Here is a 22,740-nt window from a genome sequence, read left to right on the forward strand (position 1 = left end):
GTTATGGCATTTAAAAGAGAAATTCAAGGCGTAGTCGTAAAGAAGGCGGGCGATAAAACAGCTACCGTTTTGGTAGAAAGAAGGGTTATGCACCCTAGATATAGAAAGATCGTAAAAAGATTTAAAAAATATCTGATCCACGATGAGAACAACGTCGTAAAGATCGGCGATACCATATCTGCGATCGAGTGCAGACCGCTAAGCGCTAGAAAATCGTTTCGCTTAAAAGCGGTTTTGAAAACAGGAGTTGAATAATGATACAGAGTTTTACCAGACTTGCGGTAGCTGATAATAGCGGCGCAAAAGAACTTATGTGTATTAAAGTTTTGGGCGGCAGCAAAAGAAGATACGCCACAATCGGCGATATTATCGTTTGCTCTGTAAAAAAAGCGCTCCCTAACGGCAAGATTAAGCGCGGTCAAGTAGTAAAAGCCGTAGTCGTTCGTACGACTAAAGAGTTGCACAGAGGCAACGGCTCGCTAATTAGATTCGATGAGAACGCAGCTGTTATTTTGGATTCAAAAAAAGAGCCGATCGGCACTCGTATTTTCGGTCCTATCGGTAGAGAGGTCAGATACGGCGGTTTTATGAAGATCGTTTCGCTGGCTCCGGAGGTTTTATAATGGCAGTAAAATTTAAGATTAAAAAAGGCGATCAGGTAAAGATCATCGCAGGTGACGATAAGGGCAAAACAGGCACCGTCAAGGCAGTGTTTCCTAAAAAAGCTCAAGTTATCGTCGAGGGTTGTAAAATGGCTAAAAAGGCTATCAAACCAACCGAGCAAAATCCGCAAGGCGGCTTTACGAGCAAAGAGATGCCTATGGATATTTCAAACGTTGCGTTGGTAGAGGGTTGATTATGAGCAGACTAAAAGATAAATACGCTAATTCCATCAGAGCTGCTTTGCAGAAAGAATTTGATATAAAAAATCCTATGCTTATCCCGGCGCTTGAAAAGATCGTTATCAGCGTAGGAACGGGCGAATCGAGCAAAGATCAAAAGGTGCTTCAAAATATGGCCGATACTATCTCGCTGATCGCAGGCCAAAAAGCGCTTATCGTCAATGCAAAAAAATCGGTTGCCGGCTTTAAAGTGCGCGAAGGTTTCCCGGTAGGCATAATGGTTACGTTACGAAAAGAGCAGATGTTTGCCTTCCTAGACAAACTGATCTCTATCGCGCTTCCTAGAGTTAAGGATTTCCGAGGACTACCTAGAACGGGCTTTGACGGACGCGGCAATTATAACTTCGGTTTGCAAGAGCAGCTGATGTTCCCTGAGGTCGAATACGATCAAATTTTAAGAACTCACGGTATGAATATAACCGTCGTAACGACTACAAATAACGATAAAGAGGCATTTAAATTGCTAGAGTTATTCGGCATGCCTTTTGCAAAAGGAAAATGATATGGCAAAAAAATCAATGGTAGCCAAGGCGAAACGCCCCGCTAAATTTAGCACTCGCGCATATACCAGATGTCAAATTTGCGGTCGTCCGCACTCCGTTTATAAAGATTTTGGAATTTGTCGCGTTTGCCTTCGCAAGATGGCAAACGAGGGCTTGATCCCGGGTCTTAAAAAAGCAAGCTGGTAAGGAGAAGAGATGATTAACGATCTTATTTCAGATGGATTAACTCGCATCAGAAATGCTGCGATGCGAAGACTAGATACGACTAAGCTTTTTCACTCAAACGTAGTCGAGGCTATGCTTAAAATTTTAGCCGAGAAGGGCTATATCGAGAGCTACAACGTAGTAGAGGAAAACAATAAAAAGATCATCAACGTAGTGCTTAAATACGACGAAAAGGGCAGGAGCGTGATAAACGAAGTTAAAAGAATTTCGACTCCGGGTCGCCGCGTATATCAAGGCAAAGACGAGATCAAGCGCTTCAAAAACGGCTACGGAACCGTCGTCGTTAGCACAAGCAAAGGCGTTATGAGCGGTATCGACGCACACAAAGCTGGCGTCGGCGGCGAAGTGCTTTGCACGATCTGGTAAGAAGTTTCTACTTTTTATGGCATTGTGGTATCCATTCGTAAAAGTAGACATACCCTAGACAAATAAAAAGGAAAATTATGTCAAGAATTGGTAAAAAACCGATCTCTATTCCAAACGGCTTAGAGGTCAAAATCGACGGCTCGTCGTTAAAATTTAAAAAATCAAATAACGAAAAAGAGCTTGATTTAAAAGGTCATGTCGATGTAAAAATCGAAGACGGAAAGATAGAATTCTCACCTAAGGGCGAGGATAGACAGAGTAGAGCGTATTGGGGAACATACCGCGCTTTAGCTAACAATATCGTCCTTGGTCTTACCGAGGGCTTTTCAAAGCAGCTTGAAATCAACGGTGTCGGCTACAGAGCCGCGATGAAGGGCAAGGTGCTTGAGCTAAATTTAGGCTTTTCGCATCCTATAAATTTTGAATCTCCAAAGGGGATTGAAATTTCCGTAGATAAAAACGTCGTAACCATCAAAGGCGACGACAAGCAGCAAGTAGGCCAAGTGGCAGCCGAGATCAGAGGATTCAGACCGCCTGAGCCATATAAAGGCAAGGGTATTAAGTATCTTGAAGAGCGCATTATCCGCAAAGCCGGAAAAACAGCTAAGAAATAAGGGTTGAGAAATGACACAGAACGTATTAAAAAGAAAGATCTCTTTACGAATCAAGAGAAAAAGAAGAATTCGCGCTAAAATTTCAGGCGTCGCATCTTGCCCTAGAATTTCTATTTTCAAATCCAATAGAACCGTCTACGCCCAGGCTATCGACGATGTAGCGAGCGTGACTTTGTGCGCCAGCAGCGGTAAGGTTTTAAATTTAAAGGCGAACAAAGAGGGTGCGGCTAGCCTAGCTAAAGATTTGGCTTCCAAGCTAAAGGATAAAGGTATCTCCGAGGCGCTTTTCGATCGCAACGGCTATTTGTATCATGGCGTAATCGCAAGCTTTGCCGAGTCGCTACGCCAAAACGGCATCAAACTATAACCCAAAGGAATGATTGTGGAAAAGTATAATAGAGAAGAATTTGAAGAGGTAATCGTCAATATCGGTAGGGTTACGAAGGTCGTTAAAGGCGGTAGAAGGTTTAGGTTTACGGCTCTTATCGTAGTAGGCAATAGAAACGGCTTGGTAGGCTTCGGTTTTGGTAAGTCCAAAGAGGTTCCCGACGCGATTAAAAAAGCGGTAGACGATGCGTTTAAAAATATCATCAAGGTAAATTTAAATGGCTCTACTATCACTCACGATATCGAAGTTAAATACAATGCGAGCAAAATTTTACTTAAGCCGGCGAGCGAAGGTACCGGCGTTATCGCAGGCGGTTCAGTCCGCCCGGTTTTAGAGCTTGCGGGTGTTAAAGATATCCTCACTAAATCGCTAGGTTCGAATAACTCCTCAAATGTCGTAAGAGCTACGATGAAAGCTCTTAGTATGTTAAAACACTAACAAGGATAAAAGATGGGATTAGAAAATCTTAAAAAAGCCCCAGGCTCGACTCACGCTACTAAGCGCTTGGGTCGTGGTCAAGGAAGCGGCCTGGGTAAAACTGCTGGTCGCGGTGGCAAAGGTCAGACCGCACGCACCGGCTCTCATGAAAAAAGAGGTTTCGAGGGCGGTCAGCAGCCGATTCAGCGAAGGCTTCCAAAGGTAGGTTTTACTTCTAAATTTGAAAAACCTTACGTGATTAATGTCGATAAAATCGAAGCCATAAAAGATCTTAGCGAGATCACGGTCGAAAGCATCAAGTCGGTTCATAAAATTTCAAATTCCGTTAAAAAGATCAAGCTGATCGGCGTAGACGCAAAAGCACTCGCTAGCAAGATTAAAGACGAGAACGTAAAATTTAGCGGACAAAAATAATGAATAAATCGCTACGCAACAAAATTCTCATTACTTTGGGCTTTCTTTTTGCCTATAGGTTGCTAGCTTACGTGCCGGTTCCGGGAGTGGACGTTGAGGTTATAAAGCAATTTTTTCAAAACAATAGCAACAACGCTTTTGGAATGTTTAATATGTTTAGCGGTAACGCGGCGGAGCGATTCAGCGTTATCTCGCTAGGCATTATGCCTTATATTACCGCTTCGATCATTATGGAGCTGCTCGCCGCGACCTTCCCAAATTTAGGCAAGCTCAAAAAAGAGCGCGACGGTATGCAGAAATATATGCAGATCATCCGATACGCCACCATCGCAATCGCTATGGTTCAATCCATCGGCGTTAGCATCGGTTTACAGGGCATCCACGGACAAACCGGAGCGCCTGCGATAATGGCGGAGAATACCAACGAGTTTGTTTTCATCTCGTGCATTTCGATGCTTGCAGGCACCATGCTTTTGATGTGGATCGGCGAGCAGATTACGCAGCGCGGTGTCGGTAACGGCACCAGCCTTATCATCTTTGCGGGTATCGTTAGCGCCATCCCTAGAGCGATCGGAAGTACCGTAAATTTAGTAAATACCGGCGAGATGAACGTTTTAAAGCTAATCGCGATCGTGCTAATTATCCTGGCTACTATCGGTGCAATTTTATATGTGGAGCTAGGCGAACGCAGAATTCCGGTATCGTTTTCGCGCAAGGTATTGATGGCGAATCAAAACAAGCGCATTATGAATTACGTGCCGATCAAGCTAAATTTAAGTGGCGTCATTCCGCCTATTTTTGCAAGCGCGATTTTGATGTTTCCGACTACAATTTTACAGGCAAGCACCAATCCAATCATCCAAAAGATCCACGATTTCCTAAGCCCTAGCAATTACTTCTTTAACTTTTTGACCTTTGTGTTAGTTATATTTTTCGCTTATTTTTATGCGTCAATTGCTTTTAATTCCAAGGATATTAGCGAAAATTTAAAGAAGCAGGGCGGATTTATCCCGGGCATTCGTCCGGGCGAGGGAACGGCGAGCTTCTTAAACGAAGTTGCTAGCCGCCTTACATTCTGGGGCTCGATCTATCTCGGGCTAGTAACCGTGATCCCGTGGCTGCTCGTTAAATTTATGGGCGTGCCGTTTTATTTCGGCGGTACCAGCGTGCTGATCGTCGTCTCCGTCGCTCTTGATACGATGAGACGCATCGAAGCGCAGATCTATATGAACAAATATCAGACCCTAAGCGCGGTCGGGCTATAAATGGCGATTTTACTTAAAACAAAAAAAGATTTAGAGGGGCTGCGTGCAGCGAATAGGATCGTCGCGCAGGCCCTTGATTATGCAGCTTCATTCATAAAGCCGGGTCTTAGCCTGCTCGAAGTCGATAAGAAGATCGACGATTTCATCACCTCTAAGGGTGCGTACCCGGCTTTTAAAGGGCTATACGGCTTTCCAAACGCCGCCTGCCTCTCGTTAAACGAAGTCATCATCCATGGAATCCCAGACGAAACGATCCTGCAAGAGGGCGATATCTTAGGCGTCGATCTAGGCTCGAAACTAAACGGATATTTCGGCGACAGCGCACGCACTCTGCCCGTCGGTAAAATTTCAAAAGCCGACGAAGATCTCATCGCATGCAGTAAGGATACACTGGAGTTTGCCATCAAAACGATCAGGGTAGGGATGCACTTCAAAGAGCTAAGCTTCGAGATCGAGAAATTTATCCGCGCGCGCGGCTTCGTGCCGCTATACGGCTTCTGCGGTCACGGCATCGGCAAGCACCCGCACGAAGAGCCTGAGATCCCAAACTATCTGGAGGGCAACAATCCAAAATCGGGCCCCAAAATCAAAAACGGCATGGTCTTTTGCATCGAGCCGATGATCTGCCAAAAGGACGGTACGCCAGTCATCGCCGAGGATAAGTGGAGCACGAGAAGCAAGGACGGACTTCGCACTAGCCACTATGAGCACTGCATGGCTGTTTTCGACGACAAGGTAGAAGTCCTAAGCATCGCATAGATTTTCGCACAAAAGGCGACTTGAGCTAGTTAAAATTTTTCACTTTGTCGGTGAGAAATTCCGCCTGCGCTTAGCTTTCGACAATTTTACATTGCTCGCGTCTTGGAATTTTACCTCAGCCGCTTCATGCATAAATTTTTATCCAAAAGCCTTTTGAAACCTATCGCACTAGAAATTTTAAAAGCCGAGATTTTAGCTCATGCTTTCTGTTTTTAAAGCCTCGTTTTGTAGCTTCGCTCTTAGATCCGCTTTCAATTAAAATTTAGCCTCAAAATTCCGCCGTCCAATTCTAACCCCCGCCCGTATCTTTAAAATTTAGCCGCAAAATTTGAAGCGTAAAGGCGCGCAAGTAAGCAAGCTCAAAGCTTTAAGCGGCTAAGATTGCGCCTTGATTTTAAAGCGAAAATGTGTCACACTACGCAGAGTGCGCGTCGTCGCGTCTCTTCGTACAAGGCAGGGAATATAAAATGAGAGAAAAATTTTATGTAGCGCTAGCAAATATAGGCGGGCTTATAGCGCGGACGAAAGCGGGCAAGCTCGTAGTGCGCTTGCTTATGAAAATCGACCGCGGCTTTTTTGCTGCGCTGCGCGAACGTCCCGTATGGAGAGCGTTTTGGCTTAGCACGGCGCTATGCTTGCTCGCTTGCTGGGCTAAGATACATTATCAGATTAACGGCCCCATCTTTGCCTACATCGCCGAGAGTTTCCCGGCGGTATTCATCATAAATTTGCTCATCTTTCACCTCTGCTATCTGCTTAGCGGCCGATTTTTTAAGCTCGTTTCATTCGTGCTATTGGCGCTAATTGCGCTAATTGCGAGCGTGGCTTTATTTTTGATCGTAAATTTCGACTCAAGCTTCAACGTCGTGGCGATCGATGCGCTTGTGCATACCGACGCAGCCGAGACGCGCGAGTTTGTTTTGCAGTTTCTTAACCCTGCGACGATTTTATATCTAGCGGCGTTGCTTGGCTGCATTTTCGTGGCGTTAAGAGCAGGGCAGAGAAAGAGGGAGCAAACGCATAGCCGCCTAAGATTGCTGCTAGCAGCGCTTTATCTTATCTACGGGGCGATCTTTTGCGCAGATATCGCCATCAAAGCTTCCCAGGGCAAGCAGGGCTATATAACCAAGCTATCGCAATACGTCCCGCTGGAGTTTGCCTTTACGATAAAAGACTATCTGAGCGATAAAAATTTCATCACCGATATGCGCGAAGTGCAGCTCGGATATGACGAGGCCAAGCGCGCGAACGAAAGCGTTTTAAAGAGCGGCGCAAATTCAGATCCGCAAGGCGCCGCCTCGGGCTCCACGTCTGAAAATTCCGCGCCCGCATCAAGTGCCCAGGCGCAAAATTCCGGCGCAAACTTAAATTCTACGTCTGCCTTGGGCGCTATGGCGCAGAGCTCCGGCGAGATTTTAAATTCCGTACCACAAAGCCCCGGCGCGATTTCAAATTCCAAAACCACTGACGCTGCTATAAACCCCGCCTTGCAAAAGTCTCGTGTCAAAAATATCATCTTAATAATCGGCGAGAGCTTGCAGCGCGGGCATATGTCGCTCTACGGCTACGGCGTTAAAAATACGCCGCTTTTGGAGGGTCTCGAAGCAAGCGGCAATCTGATAAAATTTAGCGATACAATCTCGCCTTACGGCACGACTAATCAGGTGCTGATGCGGCTTTTAAATTTCAGCGATTACGAAAGCGAGCGCAAAAGGGCGTGGTTTCGCAACCTTAGCATTATCGATATGTTTAAGCTAAGCGGCTACCGCACCTTTTGGATCAGCAATCAAGAGGCTTTCGGCGCACATGCGTTAAGCGCTAAAAGCGCTGCCGATCGCGCGGACGCGGAATCCTTCCTCTCAAAGAGTAATCTTTATGAAACCGTCCGCATCAAGCCTGACGGAGTGCTGCTTCCACTCATAAATCAGGCGAAAACGGGGCAGGGCGAGCGAAATTTCTACGTGATCCATCTCATCGGTAGCCATATGGATTACAGCCTGCGCTATCCTGAGGGATTTGGCAAGTTTAGCGCGGCGGATGTAAAGGCAAAACTTACTTCCAAGCAGAAAGATGTCGTCGCATATTATGATAACAGCGTGCTTTACAACGATTTTGTCATAAATGAAATTTTTAAAATTTTTTTGGGTGATGACAGTCTCATCGTCTATCTTAGCGATCACGGAGAGAATTTATACGAAAATGGACGCCTTGGGCACGGCATGGAGAGTCGCTTTACTTACGAAATTCCGCTAATTTTCATAGGCTCTCGCGAGTTTTTGAGCGATCACGCTAAACTATGGCAGAGGCTAGCTGCGGCGAAAGATAAGCCTTTTATGAGCGATGATTTGGCACATCTGCTAGCAGATATCATCGGTGTCGCGCCACTTGAGTTTGACGAGCGCAAAAGCCCGATACGAGCGGATTTCAATGCTTCGCGCAAGCGAATTGCTAACGGAGTTGATTATGACGAGAAATTAAAGAATACGAAGGGCTACGAGTTCGAGTAACAGATGAGTTTTGCTTTTATTGCGCTACAGCTGCATGAATTAGGAATTGGCGCATCACACTTTTGATCGGTTCATCAAATTCAGATTAAAATTTGCGCCACCCCATATGGCTACGCTGATAAAAAGACGCGCAACGTTTGTTAAATTTGAGATCAAATTTATGCGCTGCGGCTAGCTCTCCTTTTTTACCTCATCCATATATGAGTAAATCGTGACTTTCTGCGTCCTAAGCGCCTTTGCGACGAGCTCCACTGCGCCCTTTACCTCAAAAATCCCTTTTTGCGCGAGAAATTTTACGATGCGCTTTCGATCCTCTTTCTTCATCCCCTCCACATCCAGATCGTGCGTAGCCGATGCGATCAGGTCTTGGACGATGTCAAGGATATTTTGCTGCGAATCGTTAGAGCTTTGCGTTTCTAAATTTACGCCGTCATTAAAGCTCACTTCATCTAATGCCGCGCTATTGCAGCTTCCGTCAGTAAAATTTGCGCCCTGCAGCTCATTGCTATCGAGCTTTGCATTCGGCAGTAGATCTTTTATTGCTTTGTATGCGGCCATAGCGCTCGAAGTATCGATATTTACGCATAGCGCGCCTATTACTTTGCCGTCTGCGCTACGGATCAGCGAAGTCGAGGAGCGTATGAGCTTGCCGTTTTGCGCGGTGAAGTAGTAGTTTGCGGTGCAGTCGTTTTCAAAATTTTTGCTTAACAACACGTCCTTTACCAGATGATCGAAGCTTTGGCCGATCCTCCTGCCCGTTACGTCGCCGAGGACGAAAACGACGGAGTTTTGCGGCGTGCTCATATCGTGGATGACCACCTCGCAATCGCCGATCGTATTTTTAATAAGGTGTGCAGTCGGTATAAAGGTCTGCAAAAGTTGGTTCAATTCGGGCTCCTGAAATTTCATATAAAAAAATCTATAAATTTAGATTAAATTTTAAAATTTCTGCAAATTTATAGAAATATTTATATATCTTTAATAAATTTAGAGTAAAATTATATAAAATTTTATATACAAAGGAGCTTAAATGAAAGAAATTTATCCAACCGACTTCGCGCCGAAAAAGGCGCATTATGCGCCGGGCATCTTAGACGACGACGGCACGCTCTACGTCTCGGGGCAGCTAAGCGTGGATCCGCGCACGGGGGCCATCCCAGAGGGTCTTGCTGCGCAGACCGCCCAGGCTCTAAGCAACGTCGCGGCAGTGCTGGCCGCCGCGGGCGCAGATAAAGGCGACGTGCGGATGTGCCGCATCTATACGCCGGGCGTCGAGAACTGGGACGTGATCGACGAGCAATACGCGCTGTTTTTCGGCGCGCATAAGCCCGCCCGCGTCGTAGTGCCGACTACGGCTCTGCACTTCGGCTGCCTCGTAGAGATCGAGGCTGTCGCAAAAATAAAAGAGAAAAAATAGGAGCGAAAATGAGCGATTTCATCTGCACGGGCTGCGGCAAGCACGCGCCCATCGATACTTTGAGCTATAAATGCGACTGCGGCGGGCTGTATAAGCTAAACTCCGATGCGCCTAAATTTAACCCCGCGCTCGTAGATCAAAGCGAGTTTAGCATCTTTAGATACCGCAGGTTTATGGGCATCGATACGGCTAAATTTAGAGAAATTTCGATGGGCGAGGGGCTCACGGCGAGCGTAAAATTTGGCGAAGACCTCTATCTTAAGCTCGATTACGCGATGCCTACGCTTTCGTTTAAAGACCGCGGCGCGGCGGTTTTGGTGCTGCACGCCAAAAATATCGGCGTGAAAAAGGTGCTACAAGACTCCAGCGGCAACGCGGGCAACGCCGTGGCGGCGTACTGCGCTCGCGCGGGCATCGAGTGCGAAATTTACGTCCCGAAGGGCACGTCTCCTAAAAAGATCGATATGATCAAAAGCCACGGCGCGCACGTCACGGTGTTTGACGGCAGCCGCGACGAGACGGCGGATGCGTGCCGCAAAAAGGCCGTGAGCGAGCAAATTTATTACGCCAACCACGTCTATAATCCGATCTTTTACGAGGGCACGAAGAGCTACATTTATGAGATCTACGAGCAGCTGGGCAGGGTGCCGTGCAATATCTTTATCCCAGTAGGCAACGGCACGCTACTGCTGGGCGCTCAAGCGGCGCTGGGCGAGCTATATGAGGGCGGTCTTATCGAGGCGCTGCCGAAAATTTTCATCGTTCAGGGCGAGCATTGCGCTCCGCTTTTTGACGCCAAAGGTGCGGCGCGAGCGATAGAGCCGCAGCCGACGCTAGCGGAGGGTATCGCGATCGCAAGACCGATGCGCGCGAGTGAAATTCTTGGCTCTAGCTACGCGGGCGAGCGAGAGGTGATCTTAGCGAGCGAGAACGACATACTGCCTGCCAGAGCGGCGCTTGCGCGCGGCGGATTTTACGTCGAGCACACGACCGCGGCTACCTACGCGGCGTATCTGCGCTACAAAGAGAGCCGCGACCTGCAAGGAGACAGCATCATCCCGCTTTGCGGCGCGGGGCTGAAGAGCGATCATTAAATTTAAGCGCCAGACGGATTTGTGTGGCTAGCTAGCGGTGAGGAATTTAAAATTTTCGCCGTTTTAAATTTAGCGAGTTTGTGAGTTTGTTTTTGGTGAAATTCTAAAAATTTAACGATGCGTAGGCTTTTAAATTTAAATTTGTACCAAAGCGCGGAAATGAGCCTTAACCCTTGGTGTGATGCGATGATACGGCGCGTTTTGTGGATGACTTTGCCGCTGGCGGAATTTGTAAAATTTTATCTACAGATAGCTGAGTGAGCGCCATTTAAATTTGAAATTATGGTCAAAATTTTATAAAAATAAGCTCACGGTGCACGGCGCAAACCCTCCGTTCTATTTAGGGAATTAGTCGTTTTTATCGCTTTTAGCGAGCGAGCCTCTACGCAGAGATCAAATTCGCTCGGCTATTTCGAGTTTTCTTTAGCGATGCGAGTAAATTTAAGCACGAATTCGCTTTTTGCCGCAGTGTAGGCGTCGCGGTCGAACTCGAATCGCTTGCAAAGTTCTAATTTAAGCGCCTCGTACCGCCCAGCGATATCCGCATTCGCCCGCAAAAAATCTCTAAAAAATATCTCATCCGCATCGCCGAAATTTCGCAGATGCACGTGAAAAACGCGCTCGGCAAACCCCGCTTCGGTGTAGCCCTTATTTAGGCTGCAGCGGCTCTTGCTTTCGCTCATTAGCAGATAGCCCGCCTCTACCAGGCGCTGCTTGGCGGCGGCAATATCCGAGCATTCGATCAAAATATCCACGATCGGCTTCGCCCAGATCCCGCTTACCGCGGTGCTGCCGATATGGTGGATCTTGATCTCGCCGGGGTCTCGCAGCAGGCCGCGCAGAATTTCGCGCTCCTGCCTAAAGTATTCGCTCCAGCGCGGATCGTGCGGTACGAGACGTATCGGAAAGAGCTGCCACAGCTCTTGCAGGCTCATCGAAAGGAGTTTATTGCTCATCTTAACTCCAAAGTATTGGGTGAAATTTGAATGAATGGCGGGTAGATAGGGATTCGAACCCTAGAAGGCTGACGCCTTACGCGCTTTCGAGGCGCGCTCCTTCGACCGCTCGGACATCTACCCGAATGAAAATGTAATTTAAGCCAAAAATGGCTTAATAACAGATTTAAAAATGAAATTCCGCGCGAAATTTTGCCTGATTTTGCGGGCGGGGGTTGAAATTTACGGCGTAAATTTAGATTTTGTTTTAAATCTATGGCTTAAGGTACGACCTGGCTTTCGGCATAAAATTTGCTTTCGCGCGCGTAGTTTTGGGCACGGAATTTTACCGCTTTATGGATGAAATTTTATAAAACAGCAGCGTTTTACTCTCTGCACGGCTTTTGCGAGCAAGGAATTTTAGCATTTCGCGGGCAAATTTTATCGCGGCGGCGAAAAATCACTCGCCGTTTATAAATTTTTATGCGCCGCCCTACAAAACCGAGATGAAAATTTTGATCTCGTCTCCGCCGTAAAACTCAAAATCTGTTCCAAACACTCTTTTTAGTTCGCCGGCCTCAAAAAAGCTCCAAATTTTGCTCCAAAACTTTGCCACGTTTTGCGGCTCATTTGGGAAGCTAAAAACGGCATATTTGCCGCTTTTGATCTCCAAGGCTTCGTCGCTGCGGGGCGCTTTGGTGCCGATAAAGATATCGTAAAGCCCGCTGACGCCGTCTTCGTAATCGTAATAGACACCGTAAATCTCGTTCTGCCCGTCATAGCACTCTTTCATAAATTTCGCCCACAGCGCGGGAATTTTACCACTCCCGCCTAGCTCGTCCGCATTTTTCGTACGGGCTTTTAACCCGTAAATTTTAAACCCGTCTAAATATGAAATTTTGATTTTTTCGCTCAAATTTTACCCTTTCCGCTACTGCTCTAAAAGCTCTCTCGCCTCTTTAGCAATCGCTACGTCGGTGAAGCCGAAAAGCTTAAATAGCTCGTTTGCGTTGCCGCTTTCGCCGAAGCTTTGCATGCCGTGTACCGCGTCTGCAAATTTATACCATTCAAGCGCGCTTGCGGCTTCGACGGCTAAAATTTTAGTTTGCGGCTCTAGGATTTGCGCCAAATAATCTGCGTCCTGCTCGCACAAAAGCTCGAAGCACGGCGCGCTTACGACGTTTGCGCCGATGCCTTGCTCTTGCAGGATCGCCGCCGCTTTTAGGCAGAGCGAGACTTCGCTGCCGCTTGCGATGAGCGTGATTTGCGCCTCTTTGCTTTGCCTTAGCAGATACGCGCCGTTTTGCACGTCGCCCAAAACTGCCTTAGGTAGCGGCTCAAGCCCTTGACGCGAGCAGACGAACGCCGCGGGGGCATTCAGAGCAAGCGCCGTGCGCCAGCATTTTACGTTTTCGTTGCCGTCCGCGGGGCGGAAGGTGTAGAAGTCTGGCATTGCGCGGAAGGTGCTAAGCTGCTCGATAGGCTCGTGCGTAGGTCCATCCTCGCCCACGCCGATGCTGTCGTGCGTGAAGACGAAATAGTGGCGCAAGCCCATCAGCGCCGCAAGTCTAGCGCCCGTCTTGAGATAGTCGCTAAAGATAAAAAACGTCGCGCTAAATGGGATGAAAAGCCCGTATCTCGCAAAGGCGTTGCCGATCGCCGCCATCGCGTGCTCGCGGATGCCGAAGTGTAAATTTTTGCCGCACGGAAAGTCGCCGCCGCCTTTTAGCTCGGTCTTATTCGACGCCGCCAAATCGGCGCTTCCGCCTAAAAAGCCGGGCACCGCGTTTGCGATGGCGTTTAAAATTTTACCGTTACTATCGCGCGTGGCGACCTTAAGCCCGCTAAAATCGGGAAATTCTATCTTACTAAAATCGGGATTTAAAAGCTCGTTTAGAAGTACTCTTTTTTCATCGCTTAGCTTTGCGAGTTTCTCCTTCCAAAGCCGCTCCTCTAAATCGCCCTTCTCGACCGCAGCCCGCGTTGCAAAAAGCACGTCCTCGCTTACGACGAAGCTTTGGGCGGGATCAAAGCCCAGGCTTTGCTTGGCGCGCGCAAGCAGCTCCTCTCCAAGCGGCGCGCCGTGCGTCTTGGCTGTGCCCTCAAGCTCGAGCGCGCCCTTGCCGATCGTGGTGTTTGCGATGATGAGGTAGGGCTTGGTTTTGTTTTTGACCTCGTCAAGGACGAATTCTATCTGATCGAAATTATGCCCGTCGATGCGTGCGACCTCAAAGCCTTGCGCCTCAAATCGCACCTTCACATCCTCAAACCACGCGATATCGGTGCTGCCGTCGATCGTGATGCCATTAGAATCATAGATTATCGTGAGATTATCGAGGTTGTGTCTACCCGCAAGCGCGCACGCTTCGTAGCTGATGCCCTCCTGTAGATCGCCGTCACCGCAGAAGCAATAGACGCGGTGATCGATAATCTCGTTTCCTTCCTCGTTTAGCAGATGCGCGGCGTATTTCGCGGCCATCGCAAATCCTACCGCGTTTGCGACGCCCTGACCGAGCGGCCCGGTAGCGATCTCGACGCCCGGGGTAGTGATCTCCGGGTGGCCCGGGGTTTTGGAGTGTAGGCGCCTGAAGCTTTTCAGATCGTCCATGCTCAAATCGTATCCGCTAAGGTAGAGGTAACTATACACGAGCGCGCTTGCGTGTCCGCCCGAGAATACGACGCGGTCGCGGTTCAGCCACGCGGGATTTTTGGGGTTGTGGCGGACTTTGCTCATAAAGACGCTCATTACGTCGCTTAGCCCCATCGGCGTGCCGGGATGGCCCGAGTTGGCGCTTTGGATCATATCCGCGCTTAGAAATTTGATCGTGTTTGAAATTTTACTTAGCTGCTCGCTCGACATTTTTCATCCTTTCAGGTATTTTTCTATCAAATTTAAAACCAAATCGCGCAGGCTTGCGTCATAGCCGCTCATCGCGTCGCTTACCTCATCTATTAGGCGCTGCTTGTAGCTTCTAGCACCCGCAAGACCTAGTAAATTTACGAAGGAATTTTTCGCGCCGTCCGCCCCTACGGGTTTGCCTGCGCTTGCCTCGTCGCCAGTGGCGTCGATGATATCATCCTCGATCTGAAATATGAGACCTAGCTTCAGCCCGATCTTATAAAGCTCATGCGCGAGCTCGTCATTTAGTCCGCCGATTATGGCGCCTAGCTCAAACGCCGCAGCGATGAGCGCGCCAGTTTTATGCAGATGCAAAAACTCAAGCTCGTTTTGCTTTAGCGGGCTGTTTTCAAAAAGGCAATCAATCGCCTGACCCAGCACCATGCCGCTGCTGCCCGCGTTTCGCGCTAGAGTTTTAATGCATTTGATCTTGATCTCGTCGCTTAAATTTGCGCTCGCGGCGATCAAAAACGCGTCGGTATTTAGCGCGTCGCCCACCAAAATCGCCGTGACCTCGTCGTATTTTTTGTGCAGGCTCGGCCGTCCGCGGCGCAGATCCGCATCGTCCATCGCGGGCAGATCGTCGTGTATGAGCGAGTAGGTGTGGATCATCTCAAGCGCCATCGCGATCGCCAGCGCGCCCTCAAAGCGCCGCTCATCCACCGCCGAGACGACGCCTAGTAGCAGCTGCGCGCGAAAGTGCTTGCCGCCCGCTTGCAGCATGTAATTGAGCGCCTCCTCAAAGTACGGATGAAAGCTAGACGCCTTCAGCTCGTTGCGCTTCAAGTAGTCTTTAAATTTTTCTAAAATATCCATCAAATTCCTATCGCATGGTTGGGCTTTAGAGCTGCTTTTTGCGCGCTCGTTCGGCTGCTTTTACTCTCTCGTGTATCTCTTTTACTCATTTTACTTGTCGTGCTCGCACTTTGTGCTGCCTGCTTTAAGGTATTTGGCTACGCCTTGCGCGTCGTTTAAATTTTATCTATTTTGTGTTTGCACAGAGGCAAAACAACCGAAGCACATCGCAACCGTCGCTTGTAAATTTTAATCCTCCGATCGGCTGTTTGGCAAATTCTAAGACTATAAAATTTTAAAATTTCATCCGACTGGTCTGTTCAAATTTACCGCCTCAGCCCTTATTGCCGAGCAGATCGCCTAGACCGCCGAGCCCTCCTAGCATGGATGCTGCGGCGCCTTTCTTTTCATTTTCGACGAGTTTTATCGCGTCGCCTATCGCCGAAATTAGCAGGATCTGCAAGCTCTCTTTGTCGCTAAAAAGGCTATCGTCGATGCTTAGATCGAGCACTTCGCCCGCGCCGTTTAGCCTGATGGCGACCATGCCCGCGCCCGATTTTACGGTAAATTCCTTGCGCGCATTCTCCTCCTCGATCTGCTTGGCCTTGGCCTGCATCTGATCGAGCATCTGCCCCATTTTTGAAAAATCCATTCCTTCGAACATCAAAAATCCTTTAAATTTTGGCTATTTTAGCAAATTTAAGCTAAATTTAGCGTTTGACTTGGCGTTACGAGTTTGTTCTCGGCTTTGATTTTGCGGCGGACGTGGGTAGCCAAAAAACGCTTAAAATTTAGCTTGGGCGGGTAAAATTTAAGTAAGAGAGGCCGTTAAAGCTCAGCGATGAAATTTATTTTAAAAGGAGCTAAAAATGGGCGACTGGGGCTACAAAGCGTACGAAAACGATGAGGCGGCGGACTGGTTCGCGAGGTTTTGGGAGAGCAAAAATTTTGATCTGCTGCAAAGCACGGCAGCGAATTTCGATCCGAAAAATGAAAACTACGATGAAATCAGGGCTGCCGCGCACGTTTTAGCCTGCTTTGGCTCGCCGTATGCGTGTCCGTCGGATTTTTTAGATAAATTGCAACCGACTATCCGGAAAGTCGTTGCGATTTTGGAAAATATGATCGACCCGCCAAGCGACGAATGGATTTTTCTTGAAATTTGGGAAAACTCGCCGCAGATAATAGACGAAGTTAAGCGACAAATCGCGGAGTTGAAAGAGCGTTTAAAGTAGCGGACGGAGCGGTAAATTTGGCTTGCCGTAGAAATTTTAGCAGAGGCGCTAAATTTAAATCCGTTTTTAAAAAGAGCGTGCAAACGCGCGAGAAATTTTGCACGAAAATGGCTAGAATTCGAAATTTTATATCAATTTTTTAAGCGAAATAGGATCGAAATTATGATTTTAAAATCGTCAAATTTCATGCTCGGAGCGATCTGAAATTTTAAGCGTACTCTCAAATTTTACGGCGGACGCGAGACGTAAAATTTAAAATTTCAAACCGCAGAAATTGACCGAGCCCTGCCGAAGCGGCGCATGCACGATAAGCGAGCGATTTAATTTCGCTCACAATCTATGAGAGGCAAAGCGATCTCATTAAATTTGCGCTGCGGATTTTGGAATTTAGCCGCAAAATTCGTCGCCTACTCGTACGTACGTCCCATTTCGAGCAGTTCGCCGAGCATTTCCCAGCCGCTGTGCACGGGCGCGTCCTCGCCCGCGTGATCCATCAGGCCGCGCGCTCCGCACTCTAGCAGCGAGAACGGATCGAAATTATACCAGCCATGCCCGCCTGACGAGACGATGCCGAAAAACTTGCTCTCGTCCGCAAGCTGTCCGCTAGCGCGCATCCTGTTAAACTCCGCTAGCTGAAATTTTATGACTTCCGCGGAATACGCAAGCCCGCCGCGCTTATCTGCGGCCTCGAATTTTAAGGGCTCGTTCGTCTTAGCTTCCAAGGGCTCGCCTCGCGCTGTTTTTGCGGAGAGGCTGCCGCTTGCGGCGATAGAATTTTGCTCTTGCGTCTTGCTCTCGTCGTTTGTAAATTTTGTCTCGCTTAGCGCGGTTTTAAAATTTGCGGATCTGCTTTCGTCAAATTTTATCTCAAAGCCCTCAGGCAGGCAGCGCATTATATCCGCTACGGTTTTTGGTCCATCCGCCGAACGAAACGTATCGCCGCCCGCAGGTCTATCTTTGCAGAAGTGCGCAAGTTCGGGCGCTCGCTCTACCTCAAGCCACGTCTCGCTGGGCTCCGCTCTCTCGCTCTCAAACGCCGCGCTTAAAATTTCAAGCATCAGCTCTGCGCTAAAGGGCTCGCTGCCGCGCGCCTCAAGCAGCCTCAAAAGCGCGAGTAGATATGCGTCCAGCTCCTTGTTTGCGGCCCTGCCCGCTTCAAATTTTTCCACCGTTTTGCAGACGGCGTCGTAAAATTCTTCGTAGTTCAAATTTTATTCCTATTTATTTTTTGCTATTTTAGCGAAATTTGAACGCTTTTGCTAAGCGGCGCGTATGGTGATAGTTGCGCGTTTTAGTGTGGCTAGATTGTACCGAGCCAAAAAGCGGCACAAAACGATGAAAGAATTTTGATCGCTCGCTTTACATTATTTAATATAAATTTAATGAAATTTAAGTGGGGGGGGGGGGGGAAAATGTGCACTAAATTTTCTTTAGGAGGAGGAATGTTATGAAAAATCAGCAAAATGTAAAAAGCAGCGATAAAAGGACTCCCGTAGAGATCGTCAATTTTTTAATATGCTTGCTTTGCAGTATGATGGGCGTCGCTTCGGACGTAATGTTTGGTGACTATCAAAAAATACGATTGCGTTTAGCGGCTTTGGGTTTCATCGTTTTTTTTTGCGATTCTCATTTTTTTAATATCGTGGATATTTCGCAGGGATACGTTAACGGATCGATTAAAATTAGCGGGTATCAGTATAGCGGCGTCCTGCCTAGGTGGTTGGATTTTTACCGATATTATTAGATTTGTAGGAGAAAAACTATGAAAAAGATTGTTTTAAGTTTAGCTTTGCTCGGCTCTTTTACTTTCGGAGTTGCGGATGTGGGCCGCGAGGCTATAAGCAAATGCGATCAGGGCGACGCGGCTTCGTGCAAAGTAGCAGGACTCCTTTACTTCACCGGGGTGACGAGGGAAATAGACAATGACAAAGCTTTTAACTACTTCAAAAAGGGCTGCGACGGGGACGACAAAGAGGCTTGCTCTTATCTGGGGCAGATGTATCTTGAGGGGAAAGGAACGAAACAAGACGCTCAAAAGGCTGTGGAAGCGGTCGATAAATCTTGCAGGAACGGACACGGCTTAGCCTGCACGAATTTAGGGATATTTTATTTAGGCGGGATAGGAGTGAAAAAAGATGTGATAAAAGGTGCCGCATATTTACGAAAAGCGTGCGATAAAGACGACTGGCACGGATGCGCTAAATTTGCAATGCATTTGGATATCGCAAAAGACACTGAAAGGGCTAAAGAATTTTACAAAAAAGCGTGCGATTTAGGAAAGAAAGATCCGTTGATATCCCTCGCCGATCCGGAGAATTTTAAGACATACGAAGGAGGGGCTAGCAAAGCGCAAATCGAAGCTATGAAGAAGGACCTCATCGCACTCATACCGCCGGGAAACCTGGAATTATTTAACTCCGCTTGCGAGAGATACGATATTTTAAAATAATTTAAGCCCGCTTGGGCTTAAATTTCTCGTGATCTCGCAAATGAACGCTACTTAATTTGCGTCGGCACATTTTTGCTTTTGAAATATACTTTTTCAAACTAAAATTTACCTAGGCGACTTACGCTAATACAAATCTTCTTGCCGCGCATAAAAGAGCGAAAGCTTGTGCATAACGGCGGTTTTGAGCGAGAATTCGCCAAACGACCGTAGTGGTCTTGGACGGCGATACAAAACGAAGGTGCGGATCGGCTAGTGCGCCTGAGTTTGAATTTAGCCGCCGTCTTGCTCGCTGCGATCTATTCAGTCGCCGTTCGTACTCCGCCGTGAAGAGTTAAATCGGTGTCGTAGCCCTCATAAGACGGTGCATTTGTCCTAGCGTTTAAAATTTTCCAAATTTTAAATTTACCCTGCGCAGCAGGCACGCAAAACATATATAATAACCGCAAAAGTTGCAAAATACCCCGTTTGCCGCGTTAAATTCGGCTGCAAATTTAATCTGCAAGCCGTACCAGCGCTCACCGCAAAAAAGTATGGCATGTAAATCAGCGTTTGTAGCCGTAAATTTTTAAGCTTTGCTTGCCAGACTCCATCTCAAATTTGCCCAGGCGCTCTAAATAGCGCGCTATGGCATCAAGGTCTTGGCTTTTGTGCCCTGGCGGTAGCAGCGCGCTGCGGCTTGCGAAGTCGTAGAATTTCGCAAATTCTATGTATTCTATCTCGGCGTAGGGGGTGGGCTTTTCGCTCGTCGTGAGGCGCTGCGAGATGTAGTTTTCGCAGATGCCTTGCGCGTAATCTGCGGCGGGCAGGGCGAATCTGATCTCGTTCACGCAGGAGCCGAAGAAATCATAAATTTCGCAATGTCTTGCGGGCGAGCCTTCGGCGCAGATCGCCGAAAAGAGCTTGCGCCATTTTGCGTCGCTCATAAAGCCGAAGCGAAACTCGGCTAGCTTTTTACCCAGCCGCGCTTTATATTTTTCATAGTGCTGCGGCGAGGCGAAAAGCTCCTCAAAACGGGGCTGCATTATTTTACGATCTCGTTTTGCCCGTTTATCTGCACGATTTTTGGCTCGAAATCTCTCGCTTTTTTAGCGCTCATCTGTGCGTAAGCCACGATGATGATGACGTCGCCGACGCAGACTTTGCGCGCGGCTGCGCCGTTTAGGCAGATCTCGCCCTTTTTCTCGCCGCAGATTACGTATGTAGCGAAGCGCTCGCCATTATTGACGTTTAGGATCTCGACTTTTTGGTATTCGCAAAGCCCTGCAGCCTCGATGAGCTCGGGCCCTATCGTAATGGAGCCTACGTAGTTGAGGTTGGCGTCCGTCACGCGCGCGCGGTGGATTTTGCTTGATAAAATTTCGATTTTCATCGACCGTCCTTTAAATTTAGTCTAAATTTGACTCGCCTCGCGCCGCGACGAGCTCGCTCACGACCTGCTTATCGCTGAAGGGGTGCTTCACGCCCTTGATCTCCTGGTAGGTCTCGTCGCCTTTGCCCAAAATAGCGATCATCTCGCCGTTTTTAGCAAGATCTAGCGCACGCGCGATAGCCTCTTTGCGATCCGCGATCTTTAAAATTTTATCTTTTCGGCGCATACCGGCGCAAATTTGCTCGATGATTTCGCTCGGCTCTTCGCTGCGCGGATTATCGCTCGTAACGATACAGATTTTAGCAAAGTGCTCGGCGATGGCGCCCATTTTCGGACGCTTGCCGTGGTCGCGATCGCCTCCTGCGCCGAAAACCGCGATGATCTCACCGCTTGCGCGCAGCGCGTTTAGCACCTTTTCGATGCCGTCCGGGGTATGAGCGAAATCGACGATTACAAGCGGATTTTTATTTACGATCTGTACGCGACCCTCGACGCCACCGAAGTTTGCCAGAGCTTTTGCGATCTCCTCGTTTGGCAGCTTGGTTAGAATTTTAACCGCCGCAAACGCCGCGGTAAGGTTGTAGAGATTAAACTCGCCGATGAGATCGCTTTGCAGCTGCGCATTATCGCCGTTTGGAGTACGCAGGAGCGCGTCGATACCGCCCTTTAGACCGTATCCGCTCACGCTGAAGCTTGCGGCATTTTTGATGCCGTAGGTAAGGGCGTTTGCGGGGTTAAATTTAATATGCCCGTCGTCGGCGTTTATGAGCTTTGGCGCGTCGTCGGCGAAAAATGAGCTCTTGACTGCCGCGTATTCTTGCATGCTGCCGTGATAATCGAGATGATCTTGGCTAAGATTAGTAAAAATTTTAAGCGCAAAATTTAGCCCCTGGATGCGGTTCTGTGCGATTGCGTGCGAGCTGACCTCCATAACGAAATACTCGCAGCCCTGCTTGTCGGCTTCATAAAGATAGCTCATCGTCTTAAAAACCGAGCTCGTCGTAAGCCCCTTCTCGTCGATTCTGCGCTCGTTTATGAAGGCGCCGCGCGTGCCGCTTAAGCCGCAGCTAAAGCCCAGATCCAGCAGCGTCGAGTAGATCGCCGCCGCGGTCGTGGTCTTGCCGTTCGTGCCGGTGATGCCAATGATTTTGATGCGCGGATCGATATTTAAAAGCTTCTTTGCCCGCGCGATAGAGATGATCTGCGCGCCTTTTTGCGCCGCTTCGGGTTCAAATTTAGCGTTCGCGTCCGTGCGCATAAAAGAGCAGCCCGCCTCACACTCGGCGGAGTTGTCAGTGATAAAGCTATTTTCGAGTCGTATTTTCATGATTTTTGATTTTTTGCATCAGCGCTTCGAAGCGCTCATCGCCTGCATACGCAGCAGCCGAGCTCTCGACGTAATTAAGCCCCATCTCGTAGTAGCCGTTTTCTATCAAATTTTCTAAAAATTCTATCATCTCGGTTTTGTCCGAAATGGCGATTTTGGATGAAAAAATGATCGATTCGAAGGCGTCTTTAAAGCCTCTTTGGCCTACCGCGCGCATAAAATCGGCATAAGCTATAACAGCGATCTCGTCCTCGGCGCCAGGTTCGGAGGCTGCTTCGTTCGCGATCTTTTCGTTGATGGAGTTTAAAATTTTAAAAAGCTCCGCGGTTTGAGTTTTGGGGCTGAGGTTGTAAAAATCAAAGAGCATAAGCGCCTCTTCGCGGTCTGCCAGCGCGGTCTGGCAAAGCTCGAGCAAAAATAGAATTTCCTCCTCGCCGCTTTTTTCGTAGGCGAGTGAAAAATACAGCTTCGCAAGCTCGAATTCTCCGCGCGAAAAGGCCTTTAACCCCAGTTTTTTATAGTTCAAACTCTTCGCCTTCGGGGATGTTTACGACGCTAAGCTCCGGATGGATATCCATGCGAAGCTGGCGCTCGACGCCGTATTTTAGGGTCTGCGCACTTGCAGCGCAGCCGTGGCAATGCCCGGTAAGGCGGACATAGACGATGCCGTCTTTTATGCCTAAAAGTTTCATATCGCCGCCGTCGTTTTGCAGCATCGGTCGGATTAGCTCCAAGCTGCCTTGTACCGGAGCTAGAAGCTCTTCGTCTGTAAATGGTATCATTAAAATTCCTTATTTTGATTTTGGCGCATTATATCCAAAAGCGATAAAAAAAGGCTT

30 protein-coding genes and 1 tRNA gene are annotated in these 22,740 nt (G+C 48.2%); 17 read left to right on the forward strand and 14 right to left on the reverse strand.

Annotated features, from left to right (window positions below; translation table 11 throughout):
- Window positions 1-3 precede the first annotated feature (3 nt).
- The 13 genes from rpsQ (at window position 4) to Q0380_RS03710 (ending at window position 8,381) form a co-directional block, all read left to right on the forward strand.
- Window positions 4-255, forward strand: a complete 252-nt coding sequence (gene rpsQ / locus Q0380_RS03650; RefSeq protein ID WP_005868994.1) for a 30S ribosomal protein S17 — start codon at window positions 4-6, stop codon at window positions 253-255.
- Window positions 255-623 carry a 50S ribosomal protein L14 gene (gene rplN / locus Q0380_RS03655; RefSeq protein WP_005868993.1) on the forward strand — a complete coding sequence of 123 codons (369 nt, stop codon included), beginning with the start codon at window positions 255-257 and terminating at the stop codon, window positions 621-623. The genes rpsQ and rplN overlap by 1 nt, the downstream gene beginning before the upstream one ends.
- The gene (gene rplX / locus Q0380_RS03660; RefSeq protein ID WP_005868992.1) at window positions 623-856 is read left to right on the forward strand and encodes a 50S ribosomal protein L24; all 234 of its coding nucleotides are present in this window, start codon (window positions 623-625) and stop codon (window positions 854-856) included. The genes rplN and rplX overlap by 1 nt, the downstream gene beginning before the upstream one ends.
- Window positions 857-858: 2 nt before the next feature.
- On the forward strand, window positions 859-1,404 hold the full coding sequence (gene rplE, locus Q0380_RS03665) for a 50S ribosomal protein L5 (protein ID WP_291938590.1): 546 nt from the start codon (window positions 859-861) through the stop codon (window positions 1,402-1,404).
- A gap of 1 nt (window position 1,405) precedes the next feature.
- Window positions 1,406-1,591: a type Z 30S ribosomal protein S14 gene (locus Q0380_RS03670; RefSeq protein WP_005868990.1), complete on the forward strand. Its 186-nt coding sequence runs from the start codon at window positions 1,406-1,408 to the stop codon at window positions 1,589-1,591.
- Between the two features lie 9 nt (window positions 1,592-1,600).
- Window positions 1,601-1,996, forward strand: a complete 396-nt coding sequence (gene rpsH / locus Q0380_RS03675) for a 30S ribosomal protein S8 (protein ID WP_005868989.1) — start codon at window positions 1,601-1,603, stop codon at window positions 1,994-1,996.
- Window positions 1,997-2,073: 77 nt separating this feature from the next.
- The gene (gene rplF / locus Q0380_RS03680; RefSeq protein WP_298960291.1) at window positions 2,074-2,610 is read left to right on the forward strand and encodes a 50S ribosomal protein L6; all 537 of its coding nucleotides are present in this window, start codon (window positions 2,074-2,076) and stop codon (window positions 2,608-2,610) included.
- A 10-nt stretch (window positions 2,611-2,620) separates the two neighbouring features.
- Window positions 2,621-2,977 (forward strand): 50S ribosomal protein L18, encoded by a 357-nt coding sequence (gene rplR / locus Q0380_RS03685; protein ID WP_298083066.1) that lies wholly within the window; start codon window positions 2,621-2,623, stop codon window positions 2,975-2,977.
- Between the two features lie 15 nt (window positions 2,978-2,992).
- Window positions 2,993-3,436: a 30S ribosomal protein S5 gene (gene rpsE, locus Q0380_RS03690; protein ID WP_005868986.1), complete on the forward strand. Its 444-nt coding sequence runs from the start codon at window positions 2,993-2,995 to the stop codon at window positions 3,434-3,436.
- Window positions 3,437-3,448: 12 nt separating this feature from the next.
- Window positions 3,449-3,850 (forward strand): 50S ribosomal protein L15, encoded by a 402-nt coding sequence (gene rplO / locus Q0380_RS03695; protein ID WP_298960294.1) that lies wholly within the window; start codon window positions 3,449-3,451, stop codon window positions 3,848-3,850.
- A complete protein-coding gene (gene secY, locus Q0380_RS03700) occupies window positions 3,850-5,115 on the forward strand; it encodes a preprotein translocase subunit SecY (protein ID WP_295150643.1) in 1,266 nt (421 codons plus the stop codon). The genes rplO and secY overlap by 1 nt, the downstream gene beginning before the upstream one ends.
- On the forward strand, window positions 5,116-5,874 hold the full coding sequence (gene map, locus Q0380_RS03705; protein WP_297962895.1) for a type I methionyl aminopeptidase: 759 nt from the start codon (window positions 5,116-5,118) through the stop codon (window positions 5,872-5,874).
- Window positions 5,875-6,341: 467 nt separating this feature from the next.
- On the forward strand, window positions 6,342-8,381 hold the full coding sequence (locus tag Q0380_RS03710) for a sulfatase-like hydrolase/transferase (protein ID WP_298960297.1): 2,040 nt from the start codon (window positions 6,342-6,344) through the stop codon (window positions 8,379-8,381).
- Window positions 8,382-8,552: 171 nt separating this feature from the next.
- On the opposite strand, the gene Q0380_RS03715 is transcribed toward Q0380_RS03710, so the two are convergent.
- On the reverse strand, window positions 8,553-9,269 hold the full coding sequence (locus Q0380_RS03715) for a PAS domain-containing protein (RefSeq protein ID WP_298960300.1): 717 nt from the start codon (window positions 9,267-9,269) through the stop codon (window positions 8,553-8,555).
- A 142-nt stretch (window positions 9,270-9,411) separates the two neighbouring features.
- On the opposite strand from Q0380_RS03715, the gene Q0380_RS03720 reads away from it, so the two are divergent.
- On the forward strand, window positions 9,412-9,798 hold the full coding sequence (locus tag Q0380_RS03720; protein WP_298960305.1) for a RidA family protein: 387 nt from the start codon (window positions 9,412-9,414) through the stop codon (window positions 9,796-9,798).
- An 8-nt stretch (window positions 9,799-9,806) separates the two neighbouring features.
- A complete protein-coding gene (locus tag Q0380_RS03725; RefSeq protein WP_298960307.1) occupies window positions 9,807-10,892 on the forward strand; it encodes a threonine synthase in 1,086 nt (361 codons plus the stop codon).
- 407 nt (window positions 10,893-11,299) lie between these two features.
- Here the strand turns inward: Q0380_RS03725 and Q0380_RS03730 are convergent, their stop codons facing one another.
- The 6 genes from Q0380_RS03730 to Q0380_RS03755 all read right to left on the reverse strand — a co-directional run bounded on the left by Q0380_RS03730 (window position 11,300) and on the right by Q0380_RS03755 (window position 16,185).
- On the reverse strand, window positions 11,300-11,848 hold the full coding sequence (locus Q0380_RS03730) for a GrpB family protein (RefSeq protein ID WP_298960309.1): 549 nt from the start codon (window positions 11,846-11,848) through the stop codon (window positions 11,300-11,302).
- 35 nt (window positions 11,849-11,883) lie between these two features.
- Window positions 11,884-11,971: transfer RNA gene (locus tag Q0380_RS03735), tRNA-Ser, on the reverse strand.
- A 349-nt stretch (window positions 11,972-12,320) separates the two neighbouring features.
- Window positions 12,321-12,731 (reverse strand): GyrI-like domain-containing protein, encoded by a 411-nt coding sequence (locus tag Q0380_RS03740; protein WP_298960802.1) that lies wholly within the window; start codon window positions 12,729-12,731, stop codon window positions 12,321-12,323.
- A 27-nt stretch (window positions 12,732-12,758) separates the two neighbouring features.
- The gene (tkt, locus tag Q0380_RS03745; protein WP_298960312.1) at window positions 12,759-14,687 is read right to left on the reverse strand and encodes a transketolase; all 1,929 of its coding nucleotides are present in this window, start codon (window positions 14,685-14,687) and stop codon (window positions 12,759-12,761) included.
- A 3-nt stretch (window positions 14,688-14,690) separates the two neighbouring features.
- Window positions 14,691-15,542 (reverse strand): polyprenyl synthetase family protein, encoded by an 852-nt coding sequence (locus Q0380_RS03750; RefSeq protein WP_298960315.1) that lies wholly within the window; start codon window positions 15,540-15,542, stop codon window positions 14,691-14,693.
- A gap of 313 nt (window positions 15,543-15,855) precedes the next feature.
- A complete protein-coding gene (locus tag Q0380_RS03755) occupies window positions 15,856-16,185 on the reverse strand; it encodes a YbaB/EbfC family nucleoid-associated protein (protein WP_005869878.1) in 330 nt (109 codons plus the stop codon).
- A 205-nt stretch (window positions 16,186-16,390) separates the two neighbouring features.
- On the opposite strand from Q0380_RS03755, the gene Q0380_RS03760 reads away from it, so the two are divergent.
- Window positions 16,391-16,756 carry a DUF4259 domain-containing protein gene (locus tag Q0380_RS03760; protein ID WP_298960319.1) on the forward strand — a complete coding sequence of 122 codons (366 nt, stop codon included), beginning with the start codon at window positions 16,391-16,393 and terminating at the stop codon, window positions 16,754-16,756.
- 407 nt (window positions 16,757-17,163) lie between these two features.
- Here Q0380_RS03760 and Q0380_RS03765 read toward each other — a convergent pair whose 3' ends face one another.
- Window positions 17,164-17,964, reverse strand: coding sequence for a hypothetical protein (locus tag Q0380_RS03765; RefSeq protein WP_298960323.1), 801 nt, complete (start codon window positions 17,962-17,964; stop codon window positions 17,164-17,166).
- A gap of 554 nt (window positions 17,965-18,518) precedes the next feature.
- Here Q0380_RS03765 and Q0380_RS03770 point away from each other — a divergent pair.
- The gene (locus tag Q0380_RS03770) at window positions 18,519-19,205 is read left to right on the forward strand and encodes a tetratricopeptide repeat protein (protein WP_298960326.1); all 687 of its coding nucleotides are present in this window, start codon (window positions 18,519-18,521) and stop codon (window positions 19,203-19,205) included.
- 296 nt (window positions 19,206-19,501) lie between these two features.
- Here the strand turns inward: Q0380_RS03770 and Q0380_RS03775 are convergent, their stop codons facing one another.
- The 6 genes from Q0380_RS03775 to Q0380_RS03800 all read right to left on the reverse strand — a co-directional run bounded on the left by Q0380_RS03775 (window position 19,502) and on the right by Q0380_RS03800 (window position 22,683).
- A complete protein-coding gene (locus Q0380_RS03775) occupies window positions 19,502-19,660 on the reverse strand; it encodes a hypothetical protein (RefSeq protein ID WP_298960328.1) in 159 nt (52 codons plus the stop codon).
- An 87-nt stretch (window positions 19,661-19,747) separates the two neighbouring features.
- Window positions 19,748-20,227: a hypothetical protein gene (locus tag Q0380_RS03780; RefSeq protein WP_298960331.1), complete on the reverse strand. Its 480-nt coding sequence runs from the start codon at window positions 20,225-20,227 to the stop codon at window positions 19,748-19,750.
- Window positions 20,227-20,574 (reverse strand): aspartate 1-decarboxylase, encoded by a 348-nt coding sequence (panD, locus tag Q0380_RS03785; RefSeq protein WP_298960333.1) that lies wholly within the window; start codon window positions 20,572-20,574, stop codon window positions 20,227-20,229. The genes Q0380_RS03780 and panD overlap by 1 nt, the downstream gene beginning before the upstream one ends.
- A 16-nt stretch (window positions 20,575-20,590) precedes the next feature.
- A complete protein-coding gene (locus tag Q0380_RS03790) occupies window positions 20,591-21,901 on the reverse strand; it encodes a UDP-N-acetylmuramoyl-L-alanyl-D-glutamate--2,6-diaminopimelate ligase (RefSeq protein WP_298960336.1) in 1,311 nt (436 codons plus the stop codon).
- Window positions 21,879-22,427 (reverse strand): histidine kinase, encoded by a 549-nt coding sequence (locus Q0380_RS03795; RefSeq protein ID WP_298026507.1) that lies wholly within the window; start codon window positions 22,425-22,427, stop codon window positions 21,879-21,881. Before Q0380_RS03795 ends, Q0380_RS03790 begins: the two co-directional genes overlap by 23 nt.
- Window positions 22,417-22,683, reverse strand: coding sequence for a NifU family protein (locus tag Q0380_RS03800; protein ID WP_297880266.1), 267 nt, complete (start codon window positions 22,681-22,683; stop codon window positions 22,417-22,419). Before Q0380_RS03800 ends, Q0380_RS03795 begins: the two co-directional genes overlap by 11 nt.
- Window positions 22,684-22,740 lie beyond the last annotated feature (57 nt).

Origin of the sequence: uncultured Campylobacter sp., from assembly GCF_937959485.1 — a bacterium.
Lineage (GTDB): Bacteria > Campylobacterota > Campylobacteria > Campylobacterales > Campylobacteraceae > Campylobacter_B.